Genomic DNA, 20,128 nt, shown 5'->3' with positions numbered 1-20,128 from the left:
TAATGAATGCCAATAATTGCAATCCGGTTCAACGGAAAAAGCTGTCTTTTTTAGACAGGTATTTAACCCTGTGGATATTTATTGCTATGGGGGCAGGGATATTCACAGGTTATTATATGCCGTCAACCAAAAGCTTCATCAATCAATTTCAATCAGATACTACCAACATACCTATTGCAGTGGGTTTAATATTGATGATGTACCCACCTTTTGCTAAAGTACGTTTTGAAGCATTAGGCAAGGTATTTAGCAACAGCAAAATATTATCATTGTCGCTTATCATGAACTGGCTTGTCGGGCCTGTGCTGATGTTTTTGTTAGCGATCATTTTTCTGCGGCATCATCCGGCCTACATGATAGGCTTAATAATGATCGGGCTGGCCAGATGCATAGCTATGGTAATGGTATGGAATGAACTTGCCGATGGCAACCGCGAATACGCTGCCGGTTTGGTAGCCTTTAACAGTATATTCCAGGTGCTTTTTTACAGTGTATTCGTATGGTTGTTCATAACGGTTTTGCCTCCATATTTTGGGCTTAAAAGTATGCGGGTAAACATCGGTATAGGTCAAATAGGGAAAAGCGTGCTTATTTATTTGGGTATTCCGTTTTTTGTTGGTTTTTTAACGCGTTTTGTTTTGCGGAGATTAAAAGGCGATGCCTGGTACAATGATTATTTTATCCCTAAAATAAGTCCCTTAACACTCGTTGCCTTGTTATTTACCATCTTGGTTATGTTTAGCTTAAAAGGCGATCTGATAGTACAGATACCATTTGATGTAGTAAGGATAGCTATCCCTTTGGTAATTTATTTTATCATCATGTTTCTGATTACATTTATAACAGGTAGATGGCTTGGTGCCGATTATTCGCAAAACGCGGCATTATCATTTACTGCGGCCGGTAATAATTTTGAACTGGCTATAGCGGTATCCATTGGAGTATTTGGCATTAATAGCGGGCAGGCTTTTGTGGGGGTAATTGGGCCATTGGTTGAGGTACCGGCTTTAATTGCTTTGGTAAATCTGGCTTTTTGGTTGCGCAAAAAGGTTTACAGCGTTGGTTCGCCCCAACTTAATGAGCAAATGTGAAGCCTATTAGTCGTTTTGTGAAACAGATGTAGTAGTAAATTGTAGTTTAAGTAAGGTTTAAAAACAGATATTAGCCACCTGTTTTAAATAATCTGCTTACCTGAATTTATGAAGATCCGCTTTTTTAGTTTGCTTGTTTTATTGCTTTGTTTTGGTCTGTTTAACGCTAACGCCCAAAACAAAAGGCTTACGTATTGTAACCCGCTCAATTTAGATTACGGCTATACGCCGTTCCCTAATTTTGCCGAGTGGGGTAAACATCGCGCTACTGCCGACCCAACCATGACCTTGTTCAAGGGTAAATACTATTTGTTCAGCACCAACCAGTTTGGCTATTGGTGGAGTGATGATATGCTGAACTGGCATTTTATTTATCGCAAGTTTCTGCGCCCTTACAATGAGGTGCAGGGAGATGAGCTTTGCGCTCCGGCTACATTGGTTTTGGGTGACACCCTATTAGTAATCGGATCAACCTATAACAAAGATTTTACCCTTTGGATGAGCACCAACCCCACTCATGATGATTGGAAAGCCGCTAAAGATTATTTTAAGGTAGGCGCCTGGGATCCGGGTATGTTTGCGGACGATGACGGGCGGGTGTATATTTATCATGGTTCCAGCAATACGCTGCCGCTTTACGGGCAGGAGATCGACCGCAAAACTTTTGAACCCATCGGCCCCAAAAAAGAACTGGTAAAGCTCGACCCGGAAGTACACGGCTGGGAACGCTTCGGTGAGCACAACGATAATGTATTTTTACTACCTTTTATTGAAGGTTCGTGGATGAACAAGCATAATGGGAAATACTACCTGCAATTTGGCGCGCCTGGTACCGAGCAAAGTGGTTACGGCGATGGTGTATTTATCAGCGATAAGCCGTTAGGGCCATTCACGTATCAAAAGCATAATCCTTTCTCGTACAAGCCCGGCGGTTTTGCAAAGGGAGCGGGACATGGAGCTACCTGGCAGGATAAGTTTGGCAACTACTGGCATATCTCTACAATGGGTATCTCGGTTAAAAATAATTTTGAACGTCGCATAGGTTTTTGGCCGGCCGGCTTTGATAAGGATGGCGTACTATATACCAATACCGCTTATGGCGATTATCCGCATTACCTGGCAACCGGTCCCGAAGATCACCTGAAAAGCAATTTTACCGGCTGGATGATCCTTAATTATAATAAACCTGTAGAGGTTTCATCAACCCTGGGCGCTTATGAACCTAACAATGCCGTTGATGAAGATATTAAAACCTACTGGAGCGCAAAAACGGCCGCTAAAGGCGAGTGGTTTAAAACCGATCTGGGTGCTGTAAGTACGGTGAATGCCGTACAAATAAACTATGCCGATCAGGATGCTACATTCATGGGCAAATCAATGAACGTTTTTCATCAGTATATCGTTTACTCATCGCTCGATGGTAAAAGTTGGAAACCTTTGATAGATAAAAGCAAAAACAAAACTGATGTGCCTCATGATTATGTGGAGCTAAAAATACCTACAAAGGCACGTTACCTTAAAATGGTTAACCTGCATATGCCAACCGGGAAATTCGCGTTGTCGGGTTTTCGGGTATTTGGTAAAGGTGCAGGAGTTAAGCCCGATACCGTTCAAAACCTGATCGTGTTACGCGGTGATAGTGAGCGTCGCAATGCCTGGCTTAAATGGAAACCGGTTGATAATGCCGTTGGTTATACTGTTTACATGGGCATAGCGCCCGATAAACTGTATAACAACATGATGGTATACGGTAAAAATGAATACTATTTTAATGGAATGGATAAAAACCTGCCTTACTATTTTCAAATAGAGTCATTTAACGAGAACGGAATATCGCAACGTACAAAAATAGTTAAGGTGCAATGAAAATAAACGACGAGCGTTTTTTAACTTAGTTTGAATTGCCCGGAAGTTAATATTTATAAAATATAGCCTATGCTGAAACCAATTGCCGCTTTACTGATCAGTTTATTCATTTGTTGCTCGTTGCACGCCCAGCAGGCAGATAGCACTCTGAAAAAATCGCCGGTAAAAACCTTGAGCGATAAACAGTACAACGCTTTGCTGAATGGCGACGATCTTTATAATATGGCCCTGCCTGCTGAACTAAATCACTTCCCTATTCCCGATAAGGTGATGAAGTTCAAAAAAGAATTGGATCTGAGTCCGGTTCAGATCACAAAAATTGGAGCCATTGCTGCCGAATTAAAACGCAAAAGGATAGAGATGGGCACGTTCATTATCAACAATGAAAAAACTTTGGATAACCTTTTTCGTAAACAAAGGCTGAATAATGGCGATGTTATATTTTATACAACACGGTCAGGTTTATACTATGGCGAGCTCAGGAACGCCATTTTGCAGGCCTGTTTAAGTACAGGTAATCTGCTTGCTCCGCAGCAAATTAAAAAGCTGGAAACTTTGCAAAATCGTAATTGATAATATCCCGTTTGATTTACGTAATTTAGCAGCCCAAATAAATAGTATGAAGATTACTTTTGATTTTGAAAAGCCGCTGGCTGAACTGCAACAGCAAATTGAAAAGGTGAGACAGGTTGAAGACAAGAACAAATTGGACATGTCTGCCACAGTAGCTGAACTGGAAGCAAAACTTGACGCCGCTAAAAAAGATATATATTCTAACCTTACCGGTTGGCAAAAAGTACAGATATCGCGTCACCCTGAAAGACCATATACCCTGCAATACATAGAGCTGATGTGTGATGATTTTATTGAGTTGCATGGCGATAGGACAGTAGGTGATGATAAAGCTATTATCGGTGGTTTCGGTACTTTGAATGGCCAAACCGTGATGTTCATTGGTCATCAAAAAGGCCGCAATACCAAAGAGCGCCAATACCGTAATTTTGGTATGGCCAACCCTGAAGGTTACCGCAAAGCTTTAAGGCTCATGAAAATGGCCGAAAAATTCAACAAACCTATTGTTACCCTCATTGATACCCCGGGAGCATTTCCTGGTTTGGAGGCTGAAGAACGTGGACAGGGTGAAGCCATTGCCCGCAATTTGCTGGAAATGTCGGTACTGAAAGTTCCGGTGATCTGTGTGATAATAGGCGAAGGCGCATCGGGCGGTGCATTAGGTATAGGTATTGGCGATAGGGTACTGATGCTGGATAATTCCTGGTATTCGGTAATATCACCGGAAAACTGCTCAACCATCCTGTGGAAAACCTGGGAAAATAAAGAGCGTGCTGCCGAAGTATTGAAATTAACCTCGACAGAAATGCTTAAAAATAAACTGATTGACGGTGTAATTAAAGAACCTCTTGGCGGTGCTCATCAGGATCCGGTAGCGATGGCTGCCATTCTGAAAAAGCAACTCCTAAAAGATCTGAAAACCCTTGGCGAGCGTGATATCAATGAGCTGGTTACCGAGCGTATTGATAAATTTTGCAGCATGGGTGTTGTTAACGAAGGATAAGTTTATTTGAATTGATATTATAAAGAAAGAGCTGTCTGAATAGGGCGGCTCTTTCTTGTTTGAGATCATTTAAAAAGCCTTTTTCCGGAAGAGTCGAATAAGAATGTTATGGTAAGATTGAATATCATTCCAAAGTCAACAAAATCCTACCTAAATTCTTTAACGTAACTTTTAATCGCATACCCTATCTTAATGAACAGTTATTACTATAATTGTTTATATGAGTTTAGAAGGATCGAGAAAACAAGGAAAAAAATACATCAATGTAATACCCACCGACGAGGCCGGTTTTGGAAAAATGCCAGCCATTTTACGGGAGTACATAAATAACAAGGCCGAAAATACGCCTAAAAAAACGCTCGGCCCATTCAAAACCGATGCTTCTGTTTATCAAATTCCACCTGCCAGCGGCCTGCGTATTACCTGGGTCGGCCACTCCAGTATCCTGATAGAAATTGATGGCAAGCGAATCCTGACCGACCCTGTTTGGGGGGAACGTGCATCATTCAGTAAATACTTCGGGCCGAAACGTTTTTTTGAACCACCGCTTTTACTGAGCGAGCTGCCTCCGCTTGATGCCATTATCATATCGCACGATCATTACGACCATTTTGATAAGGATACCATTAAATACTTCGCTGGTTCAACCATTCCGTTTTATTGTTCTGTCGGTGTAGGTCAATATCTGCGTAAATGGGGCATTATTGAAAATTATATTACAGAGATGGATTGGGGCGATAGCGTGATGATTGGCACCGATGTAGTGCTTACCTCAACGCCATCGAGGCATTTTTCTGGCCGGGGCGTGGTCAACCGGAACGAAACCCTGTGGGCATCATTCGTGATCAAAGGCCCAAAACATAATATTTATTTCGGGGCCGATTCTGGCTGGTCGCCAAGCTTTGAGGAGATCGGCAATAAATTTGGCCCGTTTGATTTAACCATGCTTGAAGTTGGCGCTTATGGTACTTACTGGCCCGATATACACATGGGGCCCGACCATGCATCGAATGCACATTTGGCCCTGAAAGGTAAATTGATGATGCCCATACATTACGGTACCTTTAACCTGGCACCCCATGCCTGGTATGAACCTATTGAACGTTTAACGGTTTTGGCTCAAGAAAAACAAATTGACCTGTTTGTGCCCAAACCCGGCGAACCCACCGAAGTAACTGGCACCTATAATTCCAATTGGTGGAAGCCGTATTTGTAAAGGTTATACTCCCGTCATCCTGAACTTGTTTCAGGATCTCTCAGGATATTCTTCCGTTTTCGGAAATCAATGTTTTGGTGTAACTTATCATCATTCCAATCCAAAGTATAATATCAATGGCTCAGACCTACATATTGGTAATTGATGGTAAACCGCAGGGGCCATTCAGCCTGGAGCAACTCAAGGATTTTCACATCAAACCTACCGACTTTGTAAAAACTCCTGAAATGGACGATTACAAAGAAGCCCACGAAATTGCTGAGTTAAGGGAGTTGTTAGGTTTTGCCAAACCTGCGCTGCTGATGCAATACTTTGGCAGTTTTGACCAGCGGCTGCTGGCCTCCGTGCTTGACTGGTTTATCCTTTTTGGAGTATTTATCCTTATTGCCTTTGTAGTAGTGTTGCTGTTTATCCATGATAAAGAAACGCGGATCGTGGCCTCATTTGTCATTATGGGCATTGTACCTTTCGCCAAGATCATTTATCATGTCGTGATGGAAAGCTCGGCCAAGCAGGCCACCTTCGGGAAGCAAATGCTCAAAATAAGAGTGGTGGATATGCAGGGCGACCGAATAAGCATTGGCAAAGCCATTAGCCGTAACCTGTGTAAAATATTTTCTGTGGGTACCGGTTTTATTGGTTACCTGCTGGCCTTTTTTAATAAACAGCAGCAATGCCTGCACGATATGATGGCGGGTACACTGGTGATCAAGGATAGGTTATTTTGAATTGGCAGCGTTACATGGTTCTATAGAAATATAAATTAGCTATTCGACTATATTCATTAAATTTGCATCTTATTAATTCATATCCAGGCATGAATACTGATGCTGTAAAATTGCTGCAAGGCCGTTATTGTAATTCATTAACAGAATACTCCCGTTTTATTACCCGCGAGGTTAATATTGGCGATGTACCGTTAGGGGGCAACAACCCTATCCGTATACAAAGCATGACCACTACTGACACAATGGATACCATTGGTACCGTAGAGCAGTCTATCCGTATGGTTGATGCCGGTTGCGAGTATGTGCGCATTACCGCCCCAAGCATTAAAGAGGCCCAGAACCTGGCCGAGATCAAGAAACAGCTTCGCCAGCGCGGATACACTGTACCGCTGGTAGCCGATATACACTTTACCCCCAACGCTGCCGAGGTGGCTGCCCGCATTGTTGAAAAGGTACGGGTAAACCCGGGCAACTATGCCGATAAAAAGAAATTTGACCAGATAGATTATACCGATCTGGAATATCAGGGCGAATTGGAACGCATTTACAAAAAATTTGCTCCGCTGGTTAAGATCTGTAAAGAGTATGGCACGGCCATGCGTATAGGTACCAATCATGGCTCGTTGAGCGACCGCATTATGAGCCGTTATGGCGATACCCCGCAAGGCATGGTTGAGTCGGCTATGGAGTTTATGCGGATGTGCGAAACATTGAACTATTACAATCTAGTGATCTCCATGAAATCGAGCAATCCGCAGGTAATGGTGCAGGCTTACCGCTTACTGGTTGAAACTATGGTGGCCGAAGGTATGAACTATCCGCTGCACCTGGGTGTTACCGAAGCCGGTGATGGCGAAGATGGCCGCATCAAATCGGCCGTGGGGATTGGTGCTCTGCTTGAAGATGGTCTGGGCGATACCGTTCGCGTTTCCCTGACCGAAGAACCCGAAGCCGAAGCCCCGGTTGCCATTGAACTGGTGAAACGTTACACAGAGAGAAGTCAAAATTCAAAATTCAAAAGTCAAAATTTCGGACAGGAGAGCTCACTACTCACTACTCACCACTCACCACTCACTCATAATCCTTACGAATACAAAAAACGTCATACCTATGAGGCCAACGCTTTTATAGGCGGGCATATGGTACCAAGGGTGGTGGCCGACCTTTCGGGCAAAAATCTGAAAGATCCTGCTGTACTTAAAGATGCTGGCTATATCTATTCGCCTCTGCTTGATAAATATAACATGGCCGAGCAGTCGGTTGATTTTGTTTACCTGGCAGATGCGTTGCCATCGTTTACGTTCCCGAGTAATTTAAAACAGCTTTATAACTATAATACCTGGCAAAAACTGGCCGATAAAACGAATTGCCACCCGGTGTTTTCTCTGGCAGAATATATTAGTGCTGATACAGATCGTTCCTCAAAATTAAACCTGGTGAGGGTGCAACATGCAGATATAGAATCGGACGAATTTGGTTCATTGCCTTTTGATAATTCATTGGTATTGGTACTGGAAACCACCGCTCTGCACGGCATGGCAGATCAGCGCAGTTTCTTCTTTAAACTGGAAGAATTGGGTCTGGAGGTACCGGTGATTGTGAAGAGAAGTTACGAGTTTGGAGTTATGAGTAATAAGTTTAAAAATCAAAATTCACTCACAACTCATAACTCACAACTTACTACTATGCTTCAACTATACGCTGCTACTGATATGGGCGCACTCTTAGTTGATGGTTTTGGAGATGGCATTTGGATAGATGCCCCTGAACTGCCGGCCAATGTGGTAACTTCTACCGCGTTTGGTATTTTGCAGGCCACAAGGTCACGCATTTCTAAAACGGAATATATATCGTGCCCAAGCTGCGGCCGTACACTTTTTGATCTGATGGTTACTACCCAAATGATCCGCAGCCGTACCAGCCACCTGAAAGGGCTGAAAATTGGTATCATGGGTTGTATTGTAAATGGCCCCGGTGAAATGGCCGATGCCGATTATGGCTATGTAGGCTCCGGCACCGATAAAATTACGCTATACCGCGGTAAGGAAGCTGTAAAGAAAAATATCAGCGCCGCCAATGCCCTTGACGAATTGATTGGCATCATTAAAGATGATGGCAACTGGGTTGAGCAGGAACAGGCATAAAAACCTTTTAAAACAGAACAGGGCTGGCCTCGCGCCAACCCTTGTTCAAAGTATAATTAAAAAAGATCGTTATCGTTTCAGATTAAACGCCAGGGCAATAAGCTTTTTGTTATCCAGATAGTCCTTATTCTCCTGTAGTTTATTACATAGTTGGTTTAAAGCAAGCTTTACCTTGTCATGCTTTAAATTCAATTTGGCATTTATCGTTTCTGTATACAATAGTTTCGCATCATCGCTGTAAAACCGTATGGTTTGTACTTTGGGCTCGTTGATATTGCTTTCTACCACCCAAAAGCCCTTACCGGCTGCTAACTTGTTTTGAGCCTGACAGCAAACCGCGCTTATCAGTATCAATGCTGTTATCATTATCGTTTTCATAACCCTGTTTTTAATTTAGTAACCAAGTTACTATGGTTTAAAACTGCTAAAAAGCAACTGGGATACTCAACAATAAATGAGCGATAAAAGGTATCTGTTATGCCCTTATCAACACTGGTCAAAAATAAAAAGCGTTACGAAATATTTTTTTGTTGTATGTCGACAAAAGCGTGCGGTTTATCGCATTTAGCTAAAAGTTTTTACATCTTTTGGCCTATATGCGGTAATTTTGTTATATGTATAACCAATTAGATACACGGCTGCAAAACATCAAAATACCACGGGTATATCAGCACCTGATGTTTTGGGCAGTGGTATATATATTTGTGGCAGGCCTGTATTCGGTGCAAACAAATTTCTGGGTATCCATGCGCAATAATTTGTACTTTATGCCGGTGCAAATAGCTTATTATTACGCCATTGCCTACTGGGTGATCCCTAAATATTTATTTGTTAAGCAGTATTTAAAATTCGCTTTGCTGGTGTTGCTTTTGGTCATCGTTTCCTTAATTATAACCCGGGTAATAGCCATAGTATTTGTAAACCCACACATCATCAGGGTAATGAATATTGTTTCCCATGATGCACTTGAAGCTGAGCAGCGTCCTTTTTTAGTTAAACTGTTTGATAAGCAAAGCATGGTAAATGCCTTTAAGGGGGTAAACCTTATTATTGGCTTTGTACTGGCCATAAAGTTGTTTAAAATGTGGTATGAGCGCAAACAGGCTGCCCTTGAGGCCGAGCTGAGCGCCTTAAAAGCGCAGGTACATCCTCATTTTTTGTTTAATACGCTGAATAATCTTTATGCGCTTAGTTTAGATGGTTCGCCAAAATCGCCGCAGTTAATACTGGGTCTTTCGGATATTTTACGGTATATGCTTTATGAGTGCAATGCCAATGAGGTGCATCTGGAGCGGGAAATATTCATGATGCAGCAGTATGTTAAGCTGGAAAAAGTACGGTACGAGAATCGCATAGATATTAACTTTACAATCAAAGGCGACCTGACCAATAAACTAATCGCACCGCTGCTTATACTCCCGTTTATTGAAAACGCATTTAAACATGGCACCAGCGAAAAAACTGGACAGGTATGGATCAATATTGATATTAATGTTACGGGCAATCATTTCAAGCTTAAAATAGCTAATAACAATCCCGAGAGGGAGCCCGGAAATAATCAGGAGGCACCGGGACACATTGGCTTAAAAAATGTAATGAAGCGGCTTGAGCTGTTATATCCGGCCACTTCAAAATTGAAGATCATGAATGAGGACGACACCTTCTTAATTGTGCTTGATATGGATCTGAACGTTATTAAACAACCTGAAGTAAAATTAGTAACCGTATGAAGATTCGCACCATAATAGTTGATGATGAACCGCTGGCTATAGAGGTGCTTGAAAAATATCTGCTACAGTTTAGCCAGATGGAGCTGGTTGGCAAATGCACGGATGCCATACAGGCATTTCAATTGTTACAGCAAAAAACTATCGACCTGATGTTCCTGGATATTAAGATGCCTGGTATAAAAGGAACCGATCTGCTCCGGAGCCTTAAAAACCCGCCCAAGGTAATCTTTACCACTGCATACAGCGAATACGCGCTGGAAGGCTTCGAGCTAAATGCGGTCGACTATTTACTGAAGCCTATTTCTTTCGAGCGTTTTTTGCGCGCGGTAGATAAAATATATCAACTAACAGAAAACAGGCCGCAACCGCTTATCACCCATGAAACCCCGGTGAGCGACCATGAAACTTTTATTTACCTGAAAGTTGAGCGCAAAACGGTAAAGGTAAATGTGGCAGATATTTTATGGATAGAAAGCCTGCGCGATTATGTGAAGGTTGTTATAAAAGATCATGAATATATTACCCGCCAAAAGATCAGTATGTTGGAAGCCATGCTTCCCGAAAACCGCTTTATCCGCATACACCGGTCGTTCATAGTAGCACTGGCCAAAATAGATTCCTTTTACTCGTACAGCATTCAAATAGCCGGTCATGAACTACCTATTGGGCGTAATTACAAGCACGATGTTCAAAAAAAGCTCAAAACAGAGCGCCTGCTGTTTGAACCGTGATTAGTGTATCTGAAGTTAAAAAGCAGAGGAATGTGCGATTCCCTCCCCTGTGAGGGTGGAGGGAGGGGTTGTATCGGTTGACTATCTATTTGAAATAACACATAGCCCCCTTCATGTTTATCTACTCACCCTGACATCGCTACGCTTGTCGACCCTCTCTTCAGCTTCGCTGGAAAGAGGGTGGGAGATTTTTTATTTACTTTTTTGTTTTTTATCCATTTTTTCTACCATCTTTCCGCCATAGGCGAAGAGAGGATGGTCCAGCGAAGCGTAGACCGGGTGAGTCACTTATATAACATACCACGCCAAAGATCATGCCTTTTCACAGGCTATTACCCTCCCAACAGAGGAACAAAAATCTTCCGAATCCTATTGAGCCGTTATATGAGCATCTGCCCCGAACCATAAATTACATTATATTTGGCCAATGCCGTAATTAATTACGGAGCTTATATGAGTGATAAAATAGTTGTTTTAGATATCCCCGCTACACTAAAGCGCCATATTGCATCTACAAATATTACCCAGCCCGGCTTTGGTATTGTTACCGATGACTGGAAGCAGGATGATTTTGCCATACTAAGCAATGAAAGTGGTTTAAAGCATGGCTTACCCATTAAAACTGATTATTACTCCGTTATTTTATGCCTTAGCGGTTCATGCAAAAAAACAATTGGCCATTTTGTGTTCGAGGTTTACCCAAACTCCGTTCACCTGGTATCACCTGCTTATATTACTTCTTTCGAGGAAGCATCTGATGACCTGTTATTGTACCAGGTATTGTTTAAAAAAGAGTTTCTGCTCAACAACTTTTTAAAAGAGAATACACTGAATAACCTGCTGGAAATAAACCCAGATTATCCGCCAATTTATGGTCTGCCCCAAAAGGCGGTACTATCATTAAAAGCACTGTACGAAAAGATAAGCGATGAAAGCAGGGAGCAGGGCGCGTTTCACTTACAAATTTTACGTTTACTGCTCACCGATCTGCTTTATGAAATGAACCGGGCCTGCGAAAATTGCTTACTGCATTCTACCCGGCACCTGAGCAAACAGTACCAGCTGGTATACAAGTTTAAAAAACTGGTTGAAGATAAATTTCTGACCATGAAAACCGTGCAGGAATATGCCGACGAGCTGTTTATATCTGCCAAGTATTTAACTGAGATTGTTAAAAGTGAAACCGGCCAAAACGCATTGCATGTTATCCATAATCGGATGTACCTGGAAGCACAATACCTGCTATCATCATCGGGGTTGAGCATTAAAGAAATTGCCGATCGCCTAAACTTTGACAACAGTTCACACTTCAGTCGCTTTTTTAAACGGTTTGCCGGTTACAATCCGTCTGAATTTAAGAATATCTAAGCTCCTCTCTCCTCCGTTTTATCCCCGAAAATACCCGTTAAGGCTATTGCCTGACGACGATTTTATTGCAATAGGAAAAATTGGTTGTTAAAACCGATTTATTGAGATTGATGCGCCTCCCGGGCCACCGTACCTTTGATATATCAATCAAAAGCAACAATGAAAAAAGCAAACTTAGATGTATTAAAAGGAAAGCTTCTCCAGATATACTGGGATACCTACCAAATTTTAACCATTATCTACAGATAATTTTTTTCAGTAAAACTAAAACGCTAATCACATATAATCTAAACTACTACGATCATGAAAACCTCACTTAAACTAAGCACTTTAATATTTTTATTGTTATCAATTATTTCTTTGAATCTTAAAGCTCAGGATATTAATACCCCTGTTACACCCAAAACAACCAATTTAGGTTCAGGTATCAGGTTAAGCGCAGGCATCGAATCAGGTTTGCCTATTGGTAAATTAAACGATGCTTACAACTGGAATTTTGGTGGTTCTGTACAGGCAGATTTCCCAATCATTGAAAGAGAATTGTATGCAACTTTAAATGCAGGCTTTAACAACATATACGCAAATAATGTAAGCAACGCGGCAGATATTCAGTTAATACCCGTTAAAGCTGGTTTGAAATACTTCCCGGTTAAAAACTTTTATGTACAGGGAGAAGCCGGTGCTTCATTCATTGCCAACAAATCAGATATGGGTACAACCAAATCAGCAGCTTTTGTATATGCTCCTCAGGTAGGTGTATTGTTTAACGTAAGCCGTAAAAGCTATATTGATGCCGGTGTAAGGTTTGAAAGCAATAGCGCCTTTTACACTAATGATAACAAAAGCAACTTTATTGGTTTAAGAATAGCTTACGCTTTCAATTTATAAGCAGAAAACAACAGCCTTTAAAGGCTTCATCATATATTGAAATATAAAAAGCGGCACCACTCATTAAGGCGGTGCCGCTTTTGTTTTTATGCACATTTTTCTCCATCTGTTAATTTATGGTCATTTAGTGAAGCAATTCACAATTTTAAAAACTCTTATAGCCTTACGGAGTTTTTGGTTTATATAATCAAAAAACAAAATGGCAAAAAATGTTGCAGACCAATTGGTTGAGATGCTGGTAAACGCTGGCATAAAAAGAATATATGCCGTAACCGGCGATAGCTTAAACGAGGTAAATGATGCCGTACGCCGCGAAGGCAGCATTCAATGGGTACACGTAAGGCACGAGGAAGCCGGAGCTTATGCCGCCGGTGCCGAAGCACAACTAAATGGCTTGGCTTGCTGCGCGGGTAGTAGCGGCCCGGGGCATGTTCACTTAATTAATGGCCTGTACGATGCTCATCGTTCAGGTGCGCCGGTTATCGCTATTGCATCAACCATAGCCAGTTTTGAGTTTGGCAGCAGCTATTTTCAGGAAACCAATACCATTAAACTTTTTGATGATTGCAGCTATTACAACCAGATTGCTACCACGCCCAAACAGTTGCCGCGCATGCTACAGGCAGCTATTCAAAATGCATTGCACCAGAAAGGGGTAGCCGTAGTTGGTTTGCCCGGCGATGTTGCCGCTATGGATGCTGTGGAGATAAACACTTCGGTTCAAAGTTTTAATCCGGTACCGGTTGTGAGACCCTCGGATGCTGACTTACAGCAATTGGCAAGTTTGATAAACAAGTATCATAAAATAACTATTTTTTGCGGCATAGGCGCTGCCGACGCTCATGATGAGGTAGTGGCGCTTTCGCAAAAACTACACGCCACCGTAGCCTATTCTTTCAGGGCTAAAATGGATATACAGTATGATAACCCTAACGAAGTTGGCATGACCGGGCTGCTAGGCCTACCATCGGCCTATCATAGCATGCATGAAAGTGACTTGCTGATATTATTAGGCACCGATTTCCCCTACACCCCATTTATGCCTACCGACTGTAAAATTATACAAGTTGATACTAAACCCGAACGCATAGGCAGGCGGGCCAAAGTGGATGTAGGCCTGTGCGGCACCATCAAGGATACGCTTGCTACCCTGCTGCCGCTTATTGCCCAGAAACAAGACGATAGCTTTCTAAAAGCTCAGCTTAAAGTATACGCTGATGTAAAAGATAAAATGCAAACCTATGTTGACGACAGCGGCAGCCAGGATAAGATACATCCCGAATATGTTGCCAGCATACTGGATAAACATGCCGCCCATGATGCCATATTTACGGTGGATACAGGCATGTCATGCGTATGGGGATCGCGGTATATTAATGCCACGGGTAAGCGTAAAATGATAGGCTCATTTAACCACGGTTCAATGGCTAATGCCATGCCGCAGGCTATTGGGGCTGCACTGGCCCGGCCGGGGCAACAGGTTATCGCCCTTTGCGGTGATGGCGGTATCTCCATGTTGTTGGGTGATCTGGCAACCATTGTTCAGTACAAGCTGCCGGTTAAGGTTGTTGTATTTAATAACCGATCATTAGGCATGGTGAAACTGGAAATGGAAGTAGCAGGCCTGCCCGACTGGCAAACAGATATGTACAACCCTGATTTTGCTTTAGTTGCCCAAGCTATGGGTATGAAAGGTATTACCGCCAAACGCCCGGAAGATGTGGAGCAAGCCATTACTGAAGCTTTAGCTTTTGATGGCCCTGCCTTAGTAAATGTATTTACCGATCCCAACGCATTGGCCATGCCACCAAAAATTGAATTTGAACAGGTAAAGGGAATGGCAGTTTCCATGACCAAGCTGATGCTCAACGGTCATATGGATGAGGTATTGGATACTGTAAAAGCTAATTACAAGCATTTAAAGGATTTGTTGTAAGACATAAAAGTTGTCATTGCGAGCGATAGCGTGGCAACCGCGAACTTTACAAAGGGATTTGCACAGTTTGCGATTGCTTCGTCGTTCCTCCTCGCAATGACAACTTAACAGAAAGGGATTTTTTATTTATTGTCCCTCAGGAAAATCTGCACCGATGGTGGTCTTTTCCCATGTGTCAAAATCTGCTTTGAGTTCTTGCAGTTTAGCATGCGCGCCTTTCAGTGCAGCTTTGCCAAGCAGCAAGCGCAAAGGTGGGGTCTCTGTTTCTACAACTTTTACAATAGCCTGGGCAGCGCGTTCCGGGTCGCCGGGTTGTTTGCCACTATAGCCACGGATGTTGCCTTGATTAACTCTTGCTGTATCTTTGTAATCGTCAATAACAATTTTACTGTCATTGGCCGAACGACCGGCCCAGTCTGTACGGAAACCACTTGGCGCAATCACTGTAACCTTGATACCCAAATTGGCAGTTTCTTTTGACAGCGATTCGGAATAACCATCAACAGCGTATTTAGTAGCGTTATAAAAGCCAACGCCCGGGAATGACCTTAGCCCGCCAATAGAACTAATGTTCAGGATATGACCGCTGCGCTGTGCACGCATAATGGGCAGCACCTCTTTGGTCATGTTAGCCAGACCAAAGAAATTGATTTCAAACATACGGCGTATTTCATCCTCCTCGCTTTCTTCAATAGCGCCAAAGTAGCCAATACCGGCATTGTTCACCAGTACATCTATTTGTCCGAATTTTTGCTCAACCGCTGCTACCGAGGCTTTGATTTCATCAGCATTAGTTACATCCAGTTTTAGCGCAATAGCTGTATCCGGGTAGTCGGCAACAATGTCTTTTACATCTTCAGTATTACGCGATGCTACTCCGGCCTTATAGCCCAATTTTAAAACAAGTTTTGCTAATTCGCGGCCAAAGCCGGTTGAGCAACCTGTTATTAGCCATACTTTATTATTCATAGCTATGTTGTTGTTTATAATGTAAATTAACAGATAGGCGATAAATTGTTTGTCAGCTCAGCTTCATTGTTGTATAGCTTCGCTGTTACAAACAGATTAAAAGTAATAATAAAAAAAGCATGCTCTTGTGGGGTATGAAGGAAAAGACGTAGGATATATATGAGGGGGATATGCACAAACAATCAAGTGTAATAATTCTTATATTGGTATGATAAAAGCTTGATTATGAAACCTGAAGCAAATCATCCATTTGATAAACTAGGCAAGCCTGCGCAACGTGCCTTGGCGGGTGCCGGGATAAAAACGTTAGAAGATTTATCAAAGCTTACACAGGCCGAATTTATGCACTTGCATGGTATCGGAAATAAAACCCTGAAAATTCTGAATGTAATAATGGAAGAACAGCGTCTCTCTTTTGCTGCAGAAATAAGTAAATAAAAAAGGACTGTCATGTGGTTATTATGACAGTCCTAAACTTTTACGTGTTCAATATCTTACTGCTTTGGCGCTGCTCCGAATTTGCTTTCGTAGCCTTTTAGCTGATTGCTGAATTTTGCGTTAAGAGCACTTTGTTTAAAGTCTTTAGTAAAGCCAACCAGGCCGCTTAGTATCGACATGGAGTATTGTATATCCCGGTTCTCAACGCTGGTTTCACCATTTTTCAATAGTTCATAGTTGTAATCAAGTGAGTTGGTAACATAATCATTAACTTCGTTTGATAGTTTGTTGGCCAGGGCTGCATCCCCCAGGCGATAGGCGCTTTCTATCATGTAGTATTTGCGCACGGCAATCTCGGTTGAGTTAATGATGCCCGGCATTACTTCATCATATCTGGTCAGTACCTTTTTAGCCTGATCTGTATGTCCCTCTTTGGTCAGGTTATCGGCCAAGTTGGCGTAAAGCCTGCTGATAAGCGGATAAAACATGGTCATAGATTCATGATCAAGGTAGCGGGCATTTTTCATGTTGCCCCATTTAAACTTGGTCATCATGTTCTGGTACATCACTGGAGTATTGCTCACCTCCAATGGGCTTGCGGCAGTATCAGGTTTTAAAGGCATCAGGCGATATGCAAAGCCTTCATTGTATAAAAATTTATCCAGGCCTATCATGTTATCATTAGGTACGGTTACCGAAAAATAGATAGGGCGTTTCCAGTTATTGTGCGATAGGATATCCATCATTGCCAGTACATCTTTGGTAACATAGCGACCACCGAATGTCCAGTCCATTTCTGTGGTTATTTTATCCTTATCCGTGGCAGGTACGGTACCTGTTTGTACCACTTCATCCGGGTTAACGGTTATTTTAAAGTTTTTGGTAGGCAGGTAATTGGTAACATCACCGTTGTTGTATTCAACCATCGCAGCTTTATCATCGGAGGTCATAAAGTCAAAAACCTCTTTTAGCTCAACATGACCGGCTACTTTTTGGTCGTTGTAGTAAATCACATCACGTACGCCCGGTTCAAATTTTTTGTCGGGCATGGTGATTGGCAATGGTGCCGATTGATTCATTTGATGCTTCATCCCACGGATGTACCAATCGGTACCCAGCAAGCTTAAGTTTACAATGCGCACATCCGGACGTACATTTTCAACCTCCTGAATATACCAAAGCGGGTAGGTATCATTATCGCCATAGGTAAATAAGATGGCATTTGGCGCGCAGGAGTTAAGGTAATTATAGGCCATATCATGAGGTGTAAGCTTGGTTGAGCGGTCATGATCATCCCACTCCTGATTGGCCATTAATATGGGAGCTGCCAGTAAACAAACTACGGTGGCTATCACAGCGCTTGTTTTGGCGTTTACCTTTTTGCTCAGGAAATCGGCAATGCCTAATACGCCCAAGCCTATCCAAATGGCAAAGGCGTAAAAAGAACCAGCATAGGCGTAATCACGTTCACGTGGTTGCAAAGGGTCCTGATTCAGGTATAATACGATAGCAATACCGGTAAAAAAGAATAGTACTGCCACTACACTGGCATTCCTTTGATCGCGCCAAAAGTGGAAGAATAAGCCGATTAAACCAATAATAAGCGGTAAAAAGAATAAACGGTTATAACTTTTGCTTTCTGTTACAGAGTAGGGAAGCGGCTTTTTAAAGTTAAGGCCGCTTATCCAGTTGCCGTCAACACCACTGTTGCTGGTTTGGCCATCCAGATCATTGGTACGACCAACAAAGTTCCACAGAAAGTAACGTGTGTACATTTGGTTGATCTGCCAGCTGCCAAAAAAGCCCAGGTTGGTAGCAAAAGTTGGCTTTTCACCCTCGGCCAGGTGGGTCCAGGAACGGTAAAACTCCGGGTGGCCAGGCTTATCGCTAAACATACGCGGGAAGGGCGTATTACGGTCGTAGACTGTAGTTAGTTTTTTACCGGCAATTTCATATTTGGTTTCGCCGCGGCGATAAATATTTGCTCCCTCTGTTTGCTCGGTAGGGGTAGAGTCAAAAAACTGGCCGTAAAGCAGGGGAGTATCGCCATACTGATCGCGGTTCAGATAACTGTTCAATGCAAAGGCGTTTTCAGGGTCGCTGTTATTCAGGTTAGGATTGGCTTTTGCCCTCACCACAATCATTACAAATGAACTGTAACCGAACAGGATAAACAGCAGGCAAATTAAAAAAGTGTTTAGTGCGAAACGCCTTTCGCGTATTTTTACTACATACTCTAACAGAGCCAGTACACCCAGACCAACCACGAAGCCAATAATACCGGCACTAATACCTAATACTAATATAAAACATACTGCGCATACTATAATTACAGCTTTTAACGGTTTAATAGTATAATAAATACCTGAAATTATGGTGGCTATCAGTAACACAAAAAACATGATGGCACCGCTGCCAAAGCCCATACCCAAGGTATTTACAAAAAGCAGATCGGAGAAGGCAGCGCCTTTTACCGTGAATTGAATTACACCCCATAGCACGAAGGCTACAGCTACAATGCCTGCCATAAACGCCCAGAAAGTACCTTTAGTAGTAATATTTTTAGCCCTGCGGAAGTAAATTACCAGTGCTATAGCAGGTATAACCAACAGGTTTAACAGGTGGATACCAATAGAAAGCCCCATTACATAGGCTATAAAAACAATCCATTTATCGGCATGCTGCTCATCGGCATGGGCATCCCATTTTAATATGGCCCAAAATACAATGGCAGTACATAATGATGATTGCGCGTAAACTTCAGACTCAACCGCCGAAAACCAAAAGGTATCTGAATAAGCATACGCCAAAGCTCCCACCAATCCCGAACCTATGATCAGGATAAGGTTTGTCTGGTTGATGTCTTCGCCTTTTTTTACTAATAGTTTTTTGGCTAATGCCGTAATTGTCCAGAACAGGAACATGATGGTAGCGCCGCTGGCCAGTGCAGATGCCATATTGGCCCAGTAAGCTACCTTAGTTACATCGCCCATTGAAAGCAGGGTAAACACCTTGCCAATAATGGTGAACAATGGCGCGCCGGGCTGGTGGGCTACCTGCAACCGGTAAATACAGGCAATAAACTCACCGCAATCCCAAAAACTGGAGGATGGCTCTAAGGTTAAAATATACGTTAACGAAGCAATGATAAAGGCTACCCAGCCAAATATATTGTTGATCTTGTTGTAGTTCATGTCTGAATATTACGATAGAAAAAGGTTGAATGCAGCCCGAAATTAATAAAAGTATTAGGATGATGAAATCAAAAGCACCTTATTAACGCATTTTGAACCCTTTTTGAGTATAGAGAGGCAATTAAAAATACTTTTTTAAAATTCTTTTTGGAGTTAAAAAAATCCTCCTATATTTGCATTCCTTTTCGGGGAGTAAATAACAAACCAAAGGAGATTGCCTGATAGTATAATGGTAGTACGACGGTTTTTGGTA

The 20,128-nt window shown here is 42.4% G+C and carries 16 protein-coding genes; 13 read left to right on the top strand and 3 right to left on the bottom strand.

The window, feature by feature from the left end; all coding sequences use genetic code 11:
- Window positions 1-2: 2 nt before the first annotated feature.
- The 7 genes from arsB to ispG all read left to right on the top strand — a co-directional run bounded on the left by arsB (window position 3) and on the right by ispG (window position 8,621).
- A complete protein-coding gene (arsB, locus tag AAGC65_RS10455; RefSeq protein WP_343112393.1) occupies window positions 3-1,091 on the top strand; it encodes an ACR3 family arsenite efflux transporter in 1,089 nt (362 codons plus the stop codon).
- A gap of 108 nt (window positions 1,092-1,199) precedes the next feature.
- A complete protein-coding gene (locus AAGC65_RS10450; RefSeq protein ID WP_343112392.1) occupies window positions 1,200-2,957 on the top strand; it encodes a family 43 glycosylhydrolase in 1,758 nt (585 codons plus the stop codon).
- Between the two features lie 69 nt (window positions 2,958-3,026).
- Window positions 3,027-3,530, top strand: a complete 504-nt coding sequence (locus tag AAGC65_RS10445; protein ID WP_343112391.1) for a hypothetical protein — start codon at window positions 3,027-3,029, stop codon at window positions 3,528-3,530.
- 46 nt (window positions 3,531-3,576) lie between these two features.
- Entirely contained in the window at window positions 3,577-4,533 is a 957-nt protein-coding gene (locus AAGC65_RS10440) for an acetyl-CoA carboxylase carboxyltransferase subunit alpha (protein ID WP_343112390.1), read from the top strand.
- 220 nt (window positions 4,534-4,753) lie between these two features.
- On the top strand, window positions 4,754-5,749 hold the full coding sequence (locus tag AAGC65_RS10435; RefSeq protein WP_343112389.1) for an MBL fold metallo-hydrolase: 996 nt from the start codon (window positions 4,754-4,756) through the stop codon (window positions 5,747-5,749).
- 116 nt (window positions 5,750-5,865) lie between these two features.
- Window positions 5,866-6,477: an RDD family protein gene (locus tag AAGC65_RS10430; RefSeq protein ID WP_343112388.1), complete on the top strand. Its 612-nt coding sequence runs from the start codon at window positions 5,866-5,868 to the stop codon at window positions 6,475-6,477.
- A gap of 89 nt (window positions 6,478-6,566) precedes the next feature.
- Window positions 6,567-8,621 (top strand): (E)-4-hydroxy-3-methylbut-2-enyl-diphosphate synthase, encoded by a 2,055-nt coding sequence (gene ispG / locus AAGC65_RS10425; RefSeq protein WP_343112387.1) that lies wholly within the window; start codon window positions 6,567-6,569, stop codon window positions 8,619-8,621.
- Window positions 8,622-8,690: 69 nt separating this feature from the next.
- On the opposite strand, the gene AAGC65_RS10420 is transcribed toward ispG, so the two are convergent.
- Window positions 8,691-8,999: a hypothetical protein gene (locus AAGC65_RS10420; RefSeq protein ID WP_343112386.1), complete on the bottom strand. Its 309-nt coding sequence runs from the start codon at window positions 8,997-8,999 to the stop codon at window positions 8,691-8,693.
- Between the two features lie 236 nt (window positions 9,000-9,235).
- Here AAGC65_RS10420 and AAGC65_RS10415 point away from each other — a divergent pair, with 236 nt between their 5' ends.
- The 5 genes from AAGC65_RS10415 to AAGC65_RS10395 all read left to right on the top strand — a co-directional run bounded on the left by AAGC65_RS10415 (window position 9,236) and on the right by AAGC65_RS10395 (window position 15,274).
- On the top strand, window positions 9,236-10,351 hold the full coding sequence (locus AAGC65_RS10415; RefSeq protein ID WP_343112385.1) for a histidine kinase: 1,116 nt from the start codon (window positions 9,236-9,238) through the stop codon (window positions 10,349-10,351).
- Entirely contained in the window at window positions 10,348-11,082 is a 735-nt protein-coding gene (locus tag AAGC65_RS10410; protein ID WP_343112384.1) for a LytTR family DNA-binding domain-containing protein, read from the top strand. The genes AAGC65_RS10415 and AAGC65_RS10410 overlap by 4 nt, the downstream gene beginning before the upstream one ends.
- 453 nt (window positions 11,083-11,535) lie before the next feature.
- Entirely contained in the window at window positions 11,536-12,450 is a 915-nt protein-coding gene (locus AAGC65_RS10405; RefSeq protein ID WP_343112383.1) for a helix-turn-helix domain-containing protein, read from the top strand.
- A 303-nt stretch (window positions 12,451-12,753) separates the two neighbouring features.
- A complete protein-coding gene (locus AAGC65_RS10400) occupies window positions 12,754-13,338 on the top strand; it encodes a hypothetical protein (protein ID WP_343112382.1) in 585 nt (194 codons plus the stop codon).
- A 199-nt stretch (window positions 13,339-13,537) separates the two neighbouring features.
- Complete coding sequence (locus tag AAGC65_RS10395) at window positions 13,538-15,274, top strand: thiamine pyrophosphate-dependent enzyme (RefSeq protein WP_343112381.1); 1,737 nt, start codon at window positions 13,538-13,540, stop codon at window positions 15,272-15,274.
- 126 nt (window positions 15,275-15,400) lie between these two features.
- On the opposite strand, the gene AAGC65_RS10390 is transcribed toward AAGC65_RS10395, so the two are convergent.
- Window positions 15,401-16,243 carry an oxidoreductase gene (locus AAGC65_RS10390; RefSeq protein WP_343112380.1) on the bottom strand — a complete coding sequence of 281 codons (843 nt, stop codon included), beginning with the start codon at window positions 16,241-16,243 and terminating at the stop codon, window positions 15,401-15,403.
- Between the two features lie 225 nt (window positions 16,244-16,468).
- Here AAGC65_RS10390 and AAGC65_RS10385 point away from each other — a divergent pair, with 225 nt between their 5' ends.
- Window positions 16,469-16,681, top strand: a complete 213-nt coding sequence (locus AAGC65_RS10385; RefSeq protein WP_343112379.1) for a hypothetical protein — start codon at window positions 16,469-16,471, stop codon at window positions 16,679-16,681.
- A 56-nt stretch (window positions 16,682-16,737) separates the two neighbouring features.
- Here AAGC65_RS10385 and AAGC65_RS10380 read toward each other — a convergent pair whose 3' ends face one another.
- Window positions 16,738-19,875 (bottom strand): protein O-mannosyl-transferase family, encoded by a 3,138-nt coding sequence (locus tag AAGC65_RS10380; RefSeq protein ID WP_343112378.1) that lies wholly within the window; start codon window positions 19,873-19,875, stop codon window positions 16,738-16,740.
- Window positions 19,876-20,128 lie beyond the last annotated feature (253 nt).

It is taken from the genome of Mucilaginibacter sp. (assembly GCF_039207105.1).
Lineage (GTDB): Bacteria > Bacteroidota > Bacteroidia > Sphingobacteriales > Sphingobacteriaceae > Mucilaginibacter.
The sequence above is the reverse complement of the archived record's forward strand: the minus strand, read 5'-3'. Positions and strand labels throughout refer to the sequence as shown.

Bases quoted from the DNA above. Each gene is read 5' to 3' on its own strand.
- AAGC65_RS10380 (WP_343112378.1), bottom strand. From the start codon at position 19,875: ATGAACTACAACAAGATCAACAATATATTTGGCTGGGTAGCCTTTATC.
- AAGC65_RS10395 (WP_343112381.1), top strand. From the start codon at position 13,538: ATGGCAAAAAATGTTGCAGACCAATTGGTTGAGATGCTGGTAAACGCT.
- ispG (WP_343112387.1), top strand. From the start codon at position 6,567: ATGAATACTGATGCTGTAAAATTGCTGCAAGGCCGTTATTGTAATTCA.
- AAGC65_RS10430 (WP_343112388.1), top strand. From the start codon at position 5,866: ATGGCTCAGACCTACATATTGGTAATTGATGGTAAACCGCAGGGGCCA.
- AAGC65_RS10405 (WP_343112383.1), top strand. From the start codon at position 11,536: ATGAGTGATAAAATAGTTGTTTTAGATATCCCCGCTACACTAAAGCGC.
- AAGC65_RS10415 (WP_343112385.1), top strand. From the start codon at position 9,236: ATGTATAACCAATTAGATACACGGCTGCAAAACATCAAAATACCACGG.
- AAGC65_RS10450 (WP_343112392.1), top strand. From the start codon at position 1,200: ATGAAGATCCGCTTTTTTAGTTTGCTTGTTTTATTGCTTTGTTTTGGT.
- AAGC65_RS10440 (WP_343112390.1), top strand. From the start codon at position 3,577: ATGAAGATTACTTTTGATTTTGAAAAGCCGCTGGCTGAACTGCAACAG.
- AAGC65_RS10385 (WP_343112379.1), top strand. From the start codon at position 16,469: ATGAAACCTGAAGCAAATCATCCATTTGATAAACTAGGCAAGCCTGCG.
- AAGC65_RS10435 (WP_343112389.1), top strand. From the start codon at position 4,754: ATGAGTTTAGAAGGATCGAGAAAACAAGGAAAAAAATACATCAATGTA.
- AAGC65_RS10390 (WP_343112380.1), bottom strand. From the start codon at position 16,243: ATGAATAATAAAGTATGGCTAATAACAGGTTGCTCAACCGGCTTTGGC.
- arsB (WP_343112393.1), top strand. From the start codon at position 3: ATGAATGCCAATAATTGCAATCCGGTTCAACGGAAAAAGCTGTCTTTT.
- AAGC65_RS10445 (WP_343112391.1), top strand. From the start codon at position 3,027: ATGCTGAAACCAATTGCCGCTTTACTGATCAGTTTATTCATTTGTTGC.
- AAGC65_RS10410 (WP_343112384.1), top strand. From the start codon at position 10,348: ATGAAGATTCGCACCATAATAGTTGATGATGAACCGCTGGCTATAGAG.
- AAGC65_RS10420 (WP_343112386.1), bottom strand. From the start codon at position 8,999: ATGAAAACGATAATGATAACAGCATTGATACTGATAAGCGCGGTTTGC.
- AAGC65_RS10400 (WP_343112382.1), top strand. From the start codon at position 12,754: ATGAAAACCTCACTTAAACTAAGCACTTTAATATTTTTATTGTTATCA.